The following is a 14,956-nucleotide window of genomic DNA, read 5'->3' as shown; positions in this document are numbered from 1 at the left end:
TGGGGTGCGTTTCTGCGTTTCTGCGTGGCGGAGAGGCGTCAGCGCGCGAGGCGCTCGGCGATTCCCGTGTACGTGGCGGGGGTCAGCGCGAGCAGGCGCTGCTTGGCCGCGTCGCCGATCTCGAGGCCCTGCACGAACTCGGCGAGCTCGGCGCCACCGATGCGGTGTCCGCGGGTGAGCTCCTTGAGCAGGGCGTACGGGTCGGTGATGCTCGAGCGACCGGCGACGACCTCGGCGCGGATGACCGTCTGGATCGCCTCGGCGAGCACCTCCCAGTTCACGTCGAGGTCGGCGAGCAGCACGTCGCGCGACAGCGAGATCTCATTGAGCCCGCGGCGCAGGTTGTCGAGCGCGAGCAGCGAGTGCCCGAACGCGACGCCGATGTTGCGCTGCGTGGTGGAGTCGGTCAGGTCGCGCTGCAGGCGGCTCGTGACGAGCGTCTGCGAGAGCGACCCGAGCAGCGCGGCCGAGAGCTCGAGGTTCGCCTCGGCGTTCTCGAAGCGGATCGGGTTGATCTTGTGCGGCATGGTCGACGACCCGGTCGCACCGGCGACCGGGATCTGCGCGAAGTAGCCGAGCGAGATGTACGTCCAGATGTCGGTGGCGAGGTTGTGCAGGATGCCGCCGGCGTGACGCACGCGGTCGTAGAGCTCGACCTGCCAGTCGTGCGACTCGATCTGAGTGGTGAGCACGTTGAAGCCGAGACCGAGGCCCTCGACGTACTCGCGGGCGATGGTCGGCCAGTCGGCGTCGGGGTCGGCCGACAGGTGCGCCGACCACGTGCCGGTCGCGCCCGAGAACTTCGCCAGGTAGTCGGATGCCGCGATCTGGCCGCGCACGCGCTCGAGACGCCACGCGAACACGGCGATCTCCTTGCCCATGGTCGACGGGGTCGCGGGCTGGCCGTGGGTGCGCGAGAGCATCGCGGCGTCGGCGTGCTCGACCGCGAGCTCGCGGAGCTTGGCGATGACGGAGTCGAGGGCGGGGAGCCAGACGCTCTCGACCGCGCGCTTGACGGTGAGCGCGTACGAGACCGAGTTGATGTCCTCGCTCGTGCAGGCGAAGTGCGTCAGCTCGGCGATGGCGTCGAGGCCGAGCGTCGAGAGGCGGTCGCGCACGAGGTACTCGATGGCCTTGACGTCGTGGCGGGTGACCGCCTCCTTCTCGGCGAGCCAGTCGATCTCGGCCTGGCCGAAGTCGCGGTAGAGGGCGCGGAGGCGCTCCTTGTCGGCATCCGACAGGGGGGACGTCTCGAACAGCGAGCGGTCGGTGAGGGCGATGAGCCACTCGACCTCGACCTCGACGCGGGCCCGGTTGAGGCCGGCCTCCGAGAGGAAGTCGGCGAGTCCGGTGACGGTGCCGCGGTAGCGACCGTCGAGGGGGCTCAGGGGCTGCGGCGGAAGCGAAGGCTGGAAAGTCAGGGGAATCCTCCTGATCGGGCCCGTCAGATGCGGGGCGTGCGGGGCTGGCGCAGGGCGGGTTCGAGCTGACGGAACAGCCCGCGAGTCGCCGTCTCGATCATACCGAGCACCGAATCGAACATCTCGGGGCCGGCGTAGTAGGGGTCGGGCACATCATGGGTCGAGGCGTCGGGGTCGAAGCCGAGGAGGAGGGTGACCTTGCCCTCCTGGTCCTCGTCGCGCGCCCACTCGCGCAGGATGCGCTCGTGCGTGCGGTCGAGGGCCACGATGAGGTCGTTCTCGAGGAAGGATGCCGCGGTGAACTGCTTCGCGCGGTGCTGCGATCCGTCGTACCCGCGGCGGGCGAGCGAGTCGATCGTGCGGTGGTCGGCGCGCTCGCCGAGGTGCCAGTCGCCCGTGCCCGCGCTGCGCGAGACGATGCGCGAGCCCAGCCCCTGATGCTCGGCGAGGTCGCGGAAGACGACCTCGGCCATGGGGGATCGGCAGATGTTCCCCGTGCACACGAAGATCACGCGAAAGGGATCCGGGGATGTCACAGAACCATTCTGCCGCTCCCGGGCCGTCGTGCACAGTTCGGGGTCGGACTCATCCTGCACAGCTCGCGATCGAGCGATGCTCTGCACCGCTCGTGCGCCCACGGTGATCGCCGAGTCGTCGCGCGGCGCAGGCTGTGGGCATGTACTCCTCGATCGCCCTCCCGACCACCGATGAGTGGACCCCGTACGACCTGTCGATGTGGCAGCAGGCCGGGGCTCAGCTCCGCGTCGCCCTCGACTTCACGCAGACCGCAGCGGCGACGCTCGATCCGCTCGTCGACGAGACCGAATGGTCGTCCGACGGGCTGAGGTCGCTGCACGAGACGATGGCCGAGCAGCGCGGACTCGTCGCCCTCGAGGTGATGATCCTGGAGTCGACCGAGGCCGAGCAGCGAGCGGTGGGACTCGGATGAGCGACGACCTCGACATCCGTTACGGCGGCGCGATCTCGGTCGACACCGAGGTGCTGCGCGACATCGGCACGCGGTTGGCCGCGGCGGCGGGGTCACTCGCGCAGGGTGCGGCCGCTGCGGGTAACGCCTATGCGCTGCTCATGGGATCGGCCGCCTGCCGTTCGTGGAGCGGCTTCGATGCGCTCGGGCGCAGTCGCACCCGACTCGACGAGCTGCGGCTCACGGCCGAGACGACGGCGTCCTCGACGCTGCTCATGGCGGATGCGTACGAGGTGGTCGAGCTGCGCGCGCAGGCGGAGGCGCTCGCCGCGAGCGATGCCGCTGCGGCGGCTGCCTTGAACGCACGGGCCGACGAGATCCTGGATGCCGATCCCCGGGTCCAGGGCCTCGTCACTGCCCTCGTTCTGGACTGGGGCACGCACCGGTTCGACGGACTCGATACGCAGGTCGGGTTCGATACGTGGTTCGGTGGACTCTTCGGCGGGATCGGTATGGCGGCCGCCCTGCTCGGCAAGGGGGTGATCCCGAAGGGGACGACGCTGCAGGGCAGGGCGGATGCCGTGCGCGTCACTCCGGTCGCGACGACGACCCCGAAAGCCCCGCCGACCTCGCTGCCGGAGGCCCTCCAGCGGTTTCCGAATTCCGGGGGAGCGCAGGTGCGGGTGGAGAAGTACACGATGCCCGATGGGACGAACCGCTTCGTCGCGTATGTGAAGGGCACCCAGTCGCTCCTCAGTGGGGGGAAGGAGCCGTGGGACATGAAGTCCAACGTCGAGCTCTACTCGAAACAGAAGTCGGCCTCCTACCAAGCGACGCTCGACGCATTGAAGGCATCGGGCGCGAAACCGGGTGACCGGGTCGATGTCGTCGGGCACTCGCAGGGAGGGGCGATCGCCTCGCATCTCGCGATGGACGACGTCTACGACGTCGGTGTGGAGATCACCGCGGGAAGCCCGGTCGAGCCGACGCTCGACGACGACCAGACGCTCGTGCAGTTGCGGCACACCGACGATGTCGTGTCTTCCCTGGCCGGCGGCGGATCCCCCGGCGGGACCGGTTCTCCCGACAGCTTCACCGCGGAGCGCGTCGGCGATCCGGTCGAGGGTCTGCAGGATCTCACGCTCGAACCGCACATGCTCGATACCTACGTCGAGACCGCCGAGATGGTCGAGGAGTCGGGTGACCCGCGGGTCGACGGGCTCGACGGCCTGTGGAACGAACTCGGTCAGGCGACCTCGGTCACGTCGACCGACTATCGGGCCGAGCGCGTGCTGCCCGAGGACGTGGTGGCACCGGGCGGGTCGCCCGCACCGGCACCGGTCATCGGAGACGAGTGGTGGCGACGGAAGGACGTGCTGTGACCTCAGTCGCGGCGGCGCTGCTTCTTGGCCTGCGGGCGCAGGATGAAGCCGAAGATACCGTTGATGATCGAGATGATCAGCGCGGCGACGACGCCCCACCAGAAGTGGCCGACCGTGAGTCCCCAGCCGAAGCCGCTCGTGATCCAGGCGGTCAGCCACAGCAGGAAGCCGTTGATGACGAACCCGATGAGCCCGAGGGTGAGGATGTAGAGCGGGAACGCGACGATCTTCACGACGGTGCCGATGATCGTGTTCACGAGCGCGAAGATCGCGGCGACCGCGAGCAGCGTGAGCACGAGCTGCAGCGTCTCGCCCGGAGGGAACGCGATGATGCTCACCTGCAGCGCGGGGATCAGCGTCACGACCCACAGGGCGAACGCGTTGACGACGACTCGGATGATGAAGCGCATGGTCCGCCCAGTCTTCCACGCGGGAGTGGTGATTGTCAGGAGGACTCGTCCGCTGCGCTTCCCTCGAGCACTCGTAGACTCGTCCTCGTGACCGACCCGATCCTTCCCCGCATCCGCCCCGCCATCGCCGCGCTCGCGCCGTACCGCCAGGGCAAGCAGGCGGGACCCGATGCGTTCAAGCTGTCGAGCAACGAGAACCCCTTCGACCCGCTGCCGTCGGTGGTCGAGGCGATGCAGCACATCACGCCGATCAACCGTTACCCCGACGCCACGGCGCTGCGGCTGCGCGAGCGCCTCGGTGCGCGGTACGGCGTCGAGCCCGACCAGGTGCACGTCGCCGCGGGCAGCGTGTCGATCCTGCATCAGCTGATCCTCGCCACGGCATCCGTCGACGACGAGGTCATCTACGCGTGGCGGTCGTTCGAGGCGTACCCGAGCCTGCCGCTCATCTCCGGAGCGACCGGAGTGCCGGTCCCGCTCACCGACGACGCGCGTCACGACCTCGACGCGATGGCGGATGCCGTCACCGACCGCACCCGCGCGATCATCGTCTGCACGCCCAACAACCCGACCGGTCCGATCATCACGAGCGGCGAGTTCGCGGCCTTCGTCGAGCGGGTCCCCGCCGACGTCCTGATCATTCTCGACGAGGCATACGCCGAGTTCGTCACGGCGCCCGATGCGGTCGACGGTCTCGCCGAGCGCATCTTCGACCGGCATCCGAACGTCGTCGTCCTGCGCACCTTCTCGAAGGCGTACGGACTCGCAGGCCTCCGCATCGGCTACGCGATCGGCCACGAGAAGGTGCTCGATTCGGCCCGCGTCACCGGCGTACCCCTCTCCGTGACGGCTGCGGCGGAGAACGCGGCCATCGCGAGCCTCGACGCCGAAGCCGAGCTGCTCGAACGCGTCACCGAGATCGTCGCCCGCCGCACCCGCCTCGTCGCCGGGCTCCGCGCCCAGGGCTGGAAGGTGCCCGACTCCCAGGGCAACTTCGTCTGGCTGCCCGCCGGCGACCGCACCGACGAGGTCGCCGCGGCTTTCGTCGCCGGCGACATCGTCGTGCGCCCGTTCTCGGGTGACGGCATCCGCATATCCGTCGGAGAGCATGAATCGGTGGACAAGGTCCTACAGGTTTCTGAATCCGTTGTGCGGACTCTCCAGCCCTAGGCACCGTTCCTCGGATAGCGTGGAACGGTGAGCTCGTCAGAGAACGAAATCGTCCGCGTCCTCGAGGCAGACGGCCGATTCGCCCCTACCCCCGCTGCTGAGCGGTACCTGTCGCTGATCGAATCGATCAGCGATGCCGAACTCGAGCAGTTCTACCGCGACATGGTCGTCATCCGCGCCATCGACACCCAGGCCACCAACCTGCAGCGGCAGGGGCAGCTGGCGCTCTGGCCGCCGAGCCGCGGCCAGGAGGCGGCGCAGGTCGGCTCGGGTCGAGCGGCCCGTGCGCAGGACACCATCTTCCCGTCGTACCGAGAGCACGTCGTCACCCGCATCCGTGGCGTCGACCCGCTCGACATCATCAAGCTGATGCGTGGTGTCTCGCACGGCGGCTGGGATCCCTCCGATCCCAAGAACGGCAACACCCGGCTCTACACCCTCGTGCTCGGGTCGCAGGCACTGCACGCCACGGGCTACGCGATGGGCCTGGCGTTCGACGGCCGCTCCGGCAGCGGTGACGTCGACCGCGACGAAGCGGTCATCGTCTACTACGGCGACGGCGCCTCCAGCCAGGGCGACGTGCACGAGGCGATGGTCTTCGCCGCCAGCTACCAGTCGCCGACGGTCTTCTTCCTGCAGAACAACCACTGGGCGATCTCGGTGCCGGTATCGACGCAGTCGCGCGTTCCGCTCGTGCAGCGCAGCGCCGGCTACGGCATCCCCAGCGTCCGCGTCGACGGCAACGACGTGCTCGCGAGCTACGCCGTCTCGCGCACCGCGCTCGACGAGGCGCGCACCGGCCAGGGGCCGCGCGCGATCGAGGCGGTCACCTACCGCCTGGGCGCGCACACCACCAGCGACGACCCCACCAAGTACCGCGGGAACGACGAAGAGGAATCGTGGGCGCAGCGCGACCCGATCACCCGCATGCGCGCGTTCCTCGAGAACCGGGGAGCGGCGGCATCCTTCTTCGCCGACGTCGACGCCGAAGGCGCGGATGCCGCGGAAGACCTCCGCGCCCGCACGGTCGAACTCGGCCCGCCGCCGGTCAGCCGGATGTTCGACCACGTCTACAGCGAGGCGCACCCGCTGATCGCCGAGCAGAAGGCGTGGCTCGCGAAGTACGAAGCGTCGTTCGAAGGAGGAGCGCAGTGACCCTCGAGACGATGCCGTTCAGCAAGGCTCTGAACGCCGGTCTGCGCAAGGCCATGGAAGACGACGCCAAGGTCCTGCTCATGGGCGAGGACATCGGCAAGCTCGGCGGTGTATTCCGCGTGACCGAGCACCTGCAGCGCGACTTCGGCGACAAGCGCGTGCTCGACACCCCGCTCGCCGAGTCGGGCATCGTCGGCACCGCGATCGGACTCGCCATGGCCGGGTTCCGCCCGGTGGTCGAGATCCAGTTCGACGGCTTCGTGTTCCCGGCCTTCGACCAGATCACCACGCAGCTCGCCAAGCTCACGAATCGTCACGAGGGCTCGTTGAGCATGCCGATCGTGATCCGCATCCCCTACGGCGGGCACATCGGCGCGGTCGAGCACCACCAGGAGAGCCCCGAGGCGTACTTCGCGCACACCCCGGGCCTGCGGGTCGTGTCGCCCTCGACGCCGAACGACGCCTACTGGATGATCCAGGAGGCGATCGCCTCGAACGATCCCGTGATCTTCATGGAGCCCAAGAGCCGTTACTGGCCCAAGGGCGAGGTCGAGCTCGAGGCCTCCGCCGCCCCGCTGCACTCCTCGCGGGTCGTGCGTGCGGGCTCCGACGTCACCCTCGTCGGACACGGCGCGATGGTCACGACGCTGCTGCAGGCGGCTGCGCTGGCCGAGTCGGAGGGCACCAGCTGCGAGGTCGTCGATCTGCGCTCGATCTCGCCGATCGACTACGCGCCGATCCTCGACTCGGTGCGCAAGACCGGACGCATGGTCTACGCGCAGGAGGCCCAGGGCTTCGGCAGCATCGGCAGCGAGGTCGCCGCGACTGTCATGGAACGCGCGTTCTACGCTCTCGAGGCGCCGGTGCTGCGGGTGTCGGGCTTCGATACCCCGTTCCCGCCCGCCAAGCTCGAGGGCGCCTACCTCCCGGATGCCGACCGCATCCTCGAGGCCGTCGACCGTTCACTCGCCTACTGAGACGTTCCGAAAGGACCGCAGATGAGCACGCAGAACTTCACCCTTCCCGATGTCGGCGAGGGCCTCACCGAGGCCGAGATCGTCACGTGGAAGGTCGCGCCCGGCGACACGGTCGCGATCAACGACGTCATCTGCGAGATCGAGACGGCCAAGTCGCTCGTCGAGCTGCCCTCGCCCCATGCCGGAACGGTCGGCGAGCTGCTCGTCGCCGAGGGCGCCACGGTCGAGGTCGGCACCCCGATCATCACCTTCGTGCAGGCGGATGCCGCGGCTCCGGCCGCTCCGGCGCCGGCAGCTGCCGCGCCCGCCGCGGAAGAGGGCGGCGGATCCGTTCTCGTCGGCTACGGCAGTGGGGGAGGAGCGACCTCGCGTCGTAAGCGCCCGGCCGAGCGCCCGGTGCGCTCGTCGGTGGGCGTCATCGCGAAGCCTCCGATCCGCAAGCTCGCTCGCGACCTCGGCGTCGACCTCACCACGGTCACCCCGAGCGGCGCCGACGGCGAGGTCACCCGTGACGACGTCATGAAGCTCGCCTCGCAGGCGAGCGTGTTCCGCAACATCGAGACCCCGGAGTGGGGTGCCGTGCGCGAGGAGACCGTGCCCGCACCGCAGAACGCCCCGGTGGGTCTCGCCCGCGGTGTCGCGCCGGTCGCGGCATCCGTGTCGGCGTCGGATGCCGAGCGCACCGAGTCGATCCCGGTGAAGGGCGTGCGCAAGGCGACCTCCTCGGCGATGGTGCAGAGCGCGTACTCGGCCCCGCACGTCACCGTGTGGAAAGAGGTCGACGCCTCGCGCACGATGGAGCTCGTCAAGCGCCTGAAGGCCGCGCCCGAGTACGCCGACATCAAGGTCTCGCCGCTGCTGATCATGGCCCGCGCCGTGATCTGGGCCGCGCGTCGCACGCCCATGATCAACGCCGCATGGGTCGAGACCGAGAACGGGGCCGAGATCGCGGTGCGCCACTACGTGAACCTCGGCATCGCCGCGGCCACACCCCGCGGCCTGCTCGTGCCGAACATCAAGGACGCGCAGGACCTCGGCATGAAGGACCTCGCCCGCGCCCTCAACCGCCTTACCCTCACGGCCCGCGAGGGTAAGACCTCGCCCGCCGACCAGCAGGGCGGCACCATCACGATCACCAACATCGGCGTGTTCGGGATGGATGCCGGCACCCCGATCATCAACCCCGGCGAGGCCGGCATCGTCGCCATGGGCACGATCAGCCAGAAGCCGTGGGTCGTCGACGGCGAGGTGCGCCCCCGCTGGGTGACGACGGTGGCCGGTTCGTTCGATCACCGCGTGGTCGACGGCGACGCCATGAGCCGCTTCGTCGCCGATGTCGCATCGGTGCTCGAGGAGCCCGCGCTGCTCGTCGACTGAGTCGAGCACCCGGGCACCTCACATCCCCGTTACGGACTTGTGAGCAGAACGTTCTCTGCGCGTAACGGCCGCCCGTCGCCTCGCGAAACATCTCCCGCTTAGCGTCAGGAGTGTCATCGGAGGAGGCACTGTGAGCGCGAGAGAGTCGACGTCGGACGAGATCGTCGTCGTGGGGGCCGGCATGGTCGCCCACCGGTTCGTCGAGAGTCTGCTCCGGTCGCCCGGTGCGTCTCCCCGAGTGACCGTCATCGGCGATGAGGGGCACCTGCCGTACGACCGCGTCAAGCTGACCTCGTTCTTCGCGGGGGCGACGCCTTCCGATCTCGCACTCGAGGAGAGTGTCTTCTCGGATTCGCGGGTGAACTTCTCGCAGGGAGACCGCGTTCTACGGATCGATCGATCGGCGCGCGTCGTGCACACGCGGTCCGGCGATGCCCACCGCTACGACACCCTCGTGCTCGCGACCGGCTCCACGGCCCTGCGCCCTGCCGTCGACGGTGCTGACCTCCCGGGATGCTTCGTCTACCGCACCCTCGACGACGTCGTCGCGATCGAGGAGTACGTCGCGAAGAGACAGGCCGCGCTCGGTCGTCCGCTGCGCGGAACGGTGATCGGCGGCGGGCTGCTCGGGCTCGAGGCGGCAGGAGCGCTGCAGACCATGAACGTCGGTTGCCTGGTGGTGCAGTCCTCCGACCGTCTGATGTCGGCGCAACTGGATCTGCCCGGCGGCACGATCCTGCGCCGACTCATCGAGTCCAAGGGCATCGACGTGCGCACGGGTACCCGCACCACGCGCGTCGATGCGGACGCGTCCGGCCGGGTGGCCGCGCTGCAGTTCGACGACGGCGCCATGCACGAGACCGACATCGTGATCTTCACCGTCGGCGTGAGGGCGCACGATGCGCTGGCACGTGAAGCGCAGCTCGCCGTGCACCCGACCGGTGGCGTTCTCATCGATGAGCGGTGCCGTACGGCCGACCCCCATATCCTCGCCATCGGCGAGGTCGCGAACTACGACGGTCGGTCGGTCGGGCTCGTCGCTCCGGGTTACGCCATGGCCGAAGTCGCGGCGACTCTGCTCCTCGGCGGCGACGCGACCTTCCCCGGGTACGACGATTCGACCAAGCTCAAGCTCTCCGGCGTCGATGTGGCGAGTTTCGGCGATGCAATGGCGACCACGCCCCACGCGCTGGATGTGGTCTTCACCGACCCCGTGAACGGTGTCTACAAGAAGCTCGTGCTCTCCGACGACGCGAAGACTCTGCTCGGCGGCATCCTGGTCGGCGACGCGTCGGCCTACGGCGCCCTGCGTCCGCTCGTCGGAGCAGCGCTCGGAGGTGACCCCGCAGCCTACCTGGCACCGGCGGGCGGCTCGGAGCCGACCACCGAGCTTCCGGCCGAGGCAGTCGTCTGCTCCTGCTCGAACGTCACGGCCGGCCGCATCCGCGACGCCGTGCACGAAGACGGATGCACGGATGCCGCGGCGGTGAAGGCGTGCACCAAAGCGGGCGCGACCTGCGGATCGTGCATCTTCATGGTCAAGAAGATCGTCGGCCAGGAGCTCGTGAAGCTGGGGCAGACGGCATCCGAGGGCCTGTGCGAGCACTTCGCGATGTCACGGCGGCAATTGTTCGACGCCGTGCGCGTCTCGGGACTCTCGACGTTCAGCGCGATCATCGCGCGGTTCGGATCGGGCCGAGGGTGCGATGTGTGCAAGCCCGCCCTCGCCAGCATCCTCGCCGTCCTCGTCGGCGAGCACGTGCTCGACGGTGAGAACGCGACGCTGCAGGACACCAACGACCACGTCATGGCGAACATGCAGAAGGACGGCACCTACTCGGTGGTGCCGCGGATGCCGGGCGGCGAAGTCACTCCCGCCGGACTCATCGCCATCGGCACCATCGCCGACACCTACGGGCTCTACACGAAGATCACCGGCGGCCAGCGCATCGACATGTTCGGTGCCCGCCTCGAGCAGCTTCCGCAGATCTGGCAGCGGCTGGTGGATGCCGGGTTCGAGTCGGGCCAGGCCTACGGCAAGGCTCTGCGCACCGTGAAGTCGTGCGTCGGGTCCACCTGGTGCCGGTACGGCGTTCTGGATGCCGTGGGGATGGCCGTGCGCCTCGAGCTGCGCTACCGCGGACTCCGCGCACCGCACAAGCTGAAGGTCGGTGTCTCGGGTTGCGCGCGCGAATGCGCGGAGGCCCGGTCGAAGGACGTCGGTGTGATCGCCACGGAGACCGGGTGGAACATGTACGTCGGAGGCAACGGGGGCTTCTCTCCGCGGCATGCCGAGCTGCTCGCCGCCGACCTCGACGATGAGGGGCTCATCCGCGCGATCGATCGCTTCTTCATGTACTACATCCGCACGGCCGATCGCCTGCAACGGACCGCCGGCTGGTGCGCCGAGCTCGACGGCGGGCTCGATGGTCTCCGTGAGGTGATCTTCGACGACAGCCTCGGGATCTGCGATGATCTCGACGCCGCCATGGCGTTGCACGTCGACCGCTACGAGGACGAGTGGGCTGCGACTTTGAAGGACCCGGCGAAGCTGCGACGCTTCGAGTCCTTCGTGAACGCGACCGACACCCCGGACCCGTCTCTCGCGTACGTGCCCGAGCGCGGTCAGGTGCGGCCGGCGACGGAGGCGGAGAAGCAGTCGGGATCGGTGCTCATCGCCGGGACGACGCTGGAGGTGCGTCGATGACTCTCGAAGCGACGAGTCCCGTCGCGCGCGGCATCCGGATCTGCGCCGTGAGCGATCTGGAGGTGGAGCGCGGTCGTGCCGCGCTCCACGACGGAACGCAGGTCGCGCTGTTCCTGCTCGCCGATGGATCGGTGCATGCGGTGTCGAACCTCGACCCCTTCAGCGGGGCCAACGTCATCTCCCGGGGGATCGTCGGCACTCGCGGAGACGCGCCGACGGTCGCCTCTCCCATGCACAAGCAGGTCTTCGATCTGCGAACCGGCGAGTGCCTCGACGCGCAGGGGCGCGAGCCTGCGGCGCTGAGGGTCTGGACGGTCGTGGTCGTCGACGGTCAGGTCGAGCTGTTCTCGGAGGAGGAAAGATGACGATGATGCTCGGTGTCTCGCTGGCGGGACGCGATGTGCTGATGGTCGGCGGAGGAGCGGTGGCCGCACGGCGGCTGCGCCGATTCCTCGCCGAGGGCGCACGGGTGCGGATCGTCGCTCCCGAGGTGCACGCCGACATCGCGGCCGTGGTCGATCGTGGAGAGGCGCAGTGGATCGAGCGCCCGTTCCTCCCCGCCGACCTCGACGGGGCGTGGCTCGTGCACACGGCCACCGGCGATACTCGCGTCGACCGCGAAGTGGCCGATCGCTGCGAGGATGCGCGCGTGCTCTGCATCAACGCCACGGACGGCGGGCACGGTTCGGCGCGGCTGTCGGCGCAGGCCGAGATCGGTGACGTGATCGTCGGCGTGACGAGCACCGCGGGCGCGGATCCGCGGAGGTCTGTCGCGGTGCGTGACGCCATCGTCGATCTGGTTGGGGAGGGGCGGCTCCCGCTCCGTCGGCATCGGGCGCCGCGCTCGGGCCGGGTGGACCTCGTCGGCGGCGGGCCGGGGCCCCTCGACCTGATGACCGTGCGGGCGCGACGTCTCATCGCCGAGGCCGATGTGCTCGTCATGGACCGTCTGGGCCCCGGGCCCGAGATCGTGCAGGGTCTCGCCGCCGACGTGGAGGTCATCGACGTGGGGAAGGCTCCGGGACGGCACCCGGTTCCGCAGGCGGAGATCAACCGGCTGATCGTCGATCGCGCGCTGGCGGGTCTACGCGTCGTACGCCTCAAGGGCGGAGACCCCTTCGTGTTCGGTCGCGGTGGCGAGGAGATGCAGGCGTGCCTGACCGCGGGGGTCGCCGTCGCTGTCACTCCCGGGATCTCGAGCGCGGTGGCGGTGCCCCAGGCGGCCGGCATCCCCGTCACGCATCGCGGCACTTCCGGCGCGTTCCATGTCGTCAACGGCCAGGGCGAGATCGCGCAGAGCACGCTGCGCGCGATGGCCGACGATGCCGTCACCACGATCGTGCTCATGGGCGTCGCGGCACTGCCGCGTCTGGTGGCGAAGGCGCTGGCGCAGGGCGCTCCGGAAGATCGTCCGGTAGCGTTCGTCGAGAGCGGGCATACGCCCCAGCAGCGGACGACCCGCACGACTCTGCGACACGCGGTGCGCGACGCGGAGGCGGTGGGTCTGCAGAACCCGGCGGTGATCGTGATCGGCGATGTCGCGGACGAGGGTCTGCTTCTTCCTCTGCCGATCCCGAAGGAGACAGCGAACGCGTGACGGACGGACCGAGACTCGCCCCCGCCCTCGAGGGGTGCACGATCGCCATCGCGGCGGATCGGCGCGCCGGCGAGCTCGCATCGGCGCTCGAGCGACGCGGAGCACGGACGTTTCGCGCCCCGGCGCTCAGCATCCTTCCCAATGAAGACGATGCCGATCTGCTCGCACGAACGACGGAGCTCATCAGCCGACCACCCGACATCGTCGTCGTCACGACCGGAGTCGGCCTGCGCGGATGGATCGATGCGGCGCACGAGAACGGTCTGGCCGAGGACCTCACGGTTGCGCTCGCGAATGCGCAGTTCGTCGCCCGCGGGCCCAAGGCGCACGGCGCGATCCAGCAGGCCGGGTTCACCGCGGACTGGGTCGCGGAGTCCGAGACATCGGCGGAGGTCGGGGAGTATCTGACCTCGGAGGGCGTCGCGGGTCTCCGCATCGCGGTCCAGCACCACGGGGCCGGCTCGGATGGACTCGACGAGCTGCTGCGCCAACAGGGCGCGGATGTCGTGAGCATCACCGTCTACCGCTGGGGGCCGCCTCCGGATCCGGAGCTGCTGCGCCGAACGGTGATCCAGGCCGCACACGGCGAGGTCGATGCGGTGCTCTTCACGTCGTCCCCCGGTGCGGCGGAGTGGATCCGGGCGGCCGAACGGGCCGAGATCCTCGGTGCGATCCGCCGTCGAGCCGCGAGCGCGCGGCTGCTTCTCGCCGCTGTCGGACCCATCACGGCCGCGCCGCTGGTCGACGCCGATCTGCGCACGACCCTCGCCGCGCGTGGTCGCCTGGGTTCGCTCGTGCGGTGCGTGGTCGACCACTTCTCCTCCGGGGCCGCGCCTCGTCTGCGCACGGCGGCGGGAACGATGGAGATGCGCAGCGGCGGCGTGGTGCTCGACGGCACGTTCGTGCCGCTGTCTCGCTCGGGTACCGGCGTCCTGTCGGAGCTGTTCGATGCCGCGGGCGACGTGCGCTCCCGTGAGCAGATCGCCCGCGCGCTGCCGCGCAGCGGCGAGAGTGCGCATGCCGTCGAGATGGCCGTCGCCCGTCTGCGCGAGGCGCTGGGAGGGGCGGCGTGCATCCAGACGGTCGTCAAGCGGGGGTATCGCCTGGCCGTGGAGGAGGAATCATGACCACCCTGATCGCGTGCTCCCACGGCACCGACTCCCCGGTCGGCCGGTCGACGGTCGCGGAGATCGTCGATCTCGTGCGGGCGAGGCTCCCCGAGACCCGAGTCGTCGAGGCGTTCGTCGACGTGCAGGAGCCGACCGTGCACGACGTGGTCGAGCGCGAGCGGCACGACGACGAGGTCGTCGTCGTGCCCCTTCTGCTGTCCGCCGGATTCCACACGGCGGTCGACATCACCGACGCCGTCTCCCCGCATGCGAACGTGCGTCAGACCGAGCCGCTCGGCACGCACCCGCTCATCGCCGACCTCCTGCTCTCCCGCCTTCTCGAGGTGGTCGACGGGGGCTGGCAGGAGGGCGATCATGTCGTTCTCGCCGCTGCGGGATCCCGCAATCCGGCCTCGGCGGTCGACGTCGCCCGCACCGCCGAGGCGCTCGCCCGCCTGATCCCCGTGCCGCTGACGGTGGGGTACGCCTCGGCCATCGACCCACGGATCTCCGCTGCCGTGGCCGACGCCCGCCGTTCCGGTGCTCGTCGGGTGATCGCGGCGAGCCACGTTCTCGCTCCCGGCTTCTTCGCCGGACTGGTCGAGCGAGCCGGAGCCGACCTCACCTCCGCTCCGCTCGGTGCGGATGCGCGGGTGGCCGACGTCATCGTCGATCGTTTCCGCGGCACCGCCTGATCGACCGCGATCCCGTGCCGCACGGTGG

General features: G+C 69.6%; 14 protein-coding genes. 11 read left to right on the top strand and 3 right to left on the bottom strand.

Features of this window, described 5'->3' with window-relative positions; all coding sequences use genetic code 11:
* Positions 1 to 38: 38 nt before the first annotated feature.
* Both purB and ACZ5Y9_RS00840 read right to left on the bottom strand, forming a co-directional pair.
* Complete coding sequence (purB, locus tag ACZ5Y9_RS00845) at positions 39 to 1,421, bottom strand: adenylosuccinate lyase (protein WP_464472756.1); 1,383 nt, start codon at positions 1,419 to 1,421, stop codon at positions 39 to 41.
* A 23-nt stretch (positions 1,422 to 1,444) separates the two neighbouring features.
* Positions 1,445 to 1,894, bottom strand: coding sequence for a low molecular weight protein-tyrosine-phosphatase (locus ACZ5Y9_RS00840; protein ID WP_247624191.1), 450 nt, complete (start codon positions 1,892 to 1,894; stop codon positions 1,445 to 1,447).
* Positions 1,895 to 2,097: 203 nt separating this feature from the next.
* Here ACZ5Y9_RS00840 and ACZ5Y9_RS00835 point away from each other — a divergent pair, with 203 nt between their 5' ends.
* Positions 2,098 to 2,370, top strand: coding sequence for a hypothetical protein (locus ACZ5Y9_RS00835; RefSeq protein ID WP_247624192.1), 273 nt, complete (start codon positions 2,098 to 2,100; stop codon positions 2,368 to 2,370).
* The gene (locus tag ACZ5Y9_RS00830; RefSeq protein WP_464471997.1) at positions 2,367 to 3,731 is read left to right on the top strand and encodes an Mbeg1-like protein; all 1,365 of its coding nucleotides are present in this window, start codon (positions 2,367 to 2,369) and stop codon (positions 3,729 to 3,731) included. The genes ACZ5Y9_RS00835 and ACZ5Y9_RS00830 overlap by 4 nt, the downstream gene beginning before the upstream one ends.
* A gap of 2 nt (positions 3,732 to 3,733) precedes the next feature.
* Here ACZ5Y9_RS00830 and ACZ5Y9_RS00825 read toward each other — a convergent pair whose 3' ends face one another.
* A complete protein-coding gene (locus tag ACZ5Y9_RS00825) occupies positions 3,734 to 4,141 on the bottom strand; it encodes a phage holin family protein (protein WP_247624194.1) in 408 nt (135 codons plus the stop codon).
* A gap of 87 nt (positions 4,142 to 4,228) precedes the next feature.
* On the opposite strand from ACZ5Y9_RS00825, the gene ACZ5Y9_RS00820 reads away from it, so the two are divergent.
* The 9 genes from ACZ5Y9_RS00820 to ACZ5Y9_RS00780 all read left to right on the top strand — a co-directional run bounded on the left by ACZ5Y9_RS00820 (position 4,229) and on the right by ACZ5Y9_RS00780 (position 14,928).
* A complete protein-coding gene (locus tag ACZ5Y9_RS00820) occupies positions 4,229 to 5,311 on the top strand; it encodes a histidinol-phosphate transaminase (RefSeq protein WP_464471996.1) in 1,083 nt (360 codons plus the stop codon).
* A gap of 27 nt (positions 5,312 to 5,338) precedes the next feature.
* Positions 5,339 to 6,466: a thiamine pyrophosphate-dependent dehydrogenase E1 component subunit alpha gene (locus ACZ5Y9_RS00815; protein ID WP_464471995.1), complete on the top strand. Its 1,128-nt coding sequence runs from the start codon at positions 5,339 to 5,341 to the stop codon at positions 6,464 to 6,466.
* Positions 6,467 to 6,477: 11 nt separating this feature from the next.
* Positions 6,478 to 7,443 carry an alpha-ketoacid dehydrogenase subunit beta gene (locus tag ACZ5Y9_RS00810; protein ID WP_247624756.1) on the top strand — a complete coding sequence of 322 codons (966 nt, stop codon included), beginning with the start codon at positions 6,478 to 6,480 and terminating at the stop codon, positions 7,441 to 7,443.
* A 21-nt stretch (positions 7,444 to 7,464) separates the two neighbouring features.
* Positions 7,465 to 8,820, top strand: coding sequence for a dihydrolipoamide acetyltransferase family protein (locus tag ACZ5Y9_RS00805; protein ID WP_464471994.1), 1,356 nt, complete (start codon positions 7,465 to 7,467; stop codon positions 8,818 to 8,820).
* A gap of 181 nt (positions 8,821 to 9,001) precedes the next feature.
* The gene (gene nirB / locus ACZ5Y9_RS00800; RefSeq protein ID WP_464472755.1) at positions 9,002 to 11,527 is read left to right on the top strand and encodes a nitrite reductase large subunit NirB; all 2,526 of its coding nucleotides are present in this window, start codon (positions 9,002 to 9,004) and stop codon (positions 11,525 to 11,527) included.
* Positions 11,524 to 11,892, top strand: a complete 369-nt coding sequence (gene nirD, locus ACZ5Y9_RS00795) for a nitrite reductase small subunit NirD (RefSeq protein ID WP_464471993.1) — start codon at positions 11,524 to 11,526, stop codon at positions 11,890 to 11,892. The genes nirB and nirD overlap by 4 nt, the downstream gene beginning before the upstream one ends.
* A complete protein-coding gene (gene cobA, locus ACZ5Y9_RS00790) occupies positions 11,889 to 13,124 on the top strand; it encodes a uroporphyrinogen-III C-methyltransferase (RefSeq protein ID WP_247633543.1) in 1,236 nt (411 codons plus the stop codon). Before nirD ends, cobA begins: the two co-directional genes overlap by 4 nt.
* Positions 13,121 to 14,251 (top strand): uroporphyrinogen-III synthase, encoded by a 1,131-nt coding sequence (locus tag ACZ5Y9_RS00785; RefSeq protein ID WP_247633544.1) that lies wholly within the window; start codon positions 13,121 to 13,123, stop codon positions 14,249 to 14,251. The genes cobA and ACZ5Y9_RS00785 overlap by 4 nt, the downstream gene beginning before the upstream one ends.
* On the top strand, positions 14,248 to 14,928 hold the full coding sequence (locus ACZ5Y9_RS00780; RefSeq protein ID WP_464471992.1) for a sirohydrochlorin chelatase: 681 nt from the start codon (positions 14,248 to 14,250) through the stop codon (positions 14,926 to 14,928). The genes ACZ5Y9_RS00785 and ACZ5Y9_RS00780 overlap by 4 nt, the downstream gene beginning before the upstream one ends.
* The last annotated feature ends 28 nt before the right edge of the window (positions 14,929 to 14,956 follow it).

It is taken from the genome of Microbacterium sp. T3-8 (assembly GCF_055398145.1).
This window is presented reverse-complemented; position numbering and strand designations above follow the sequence as displayed.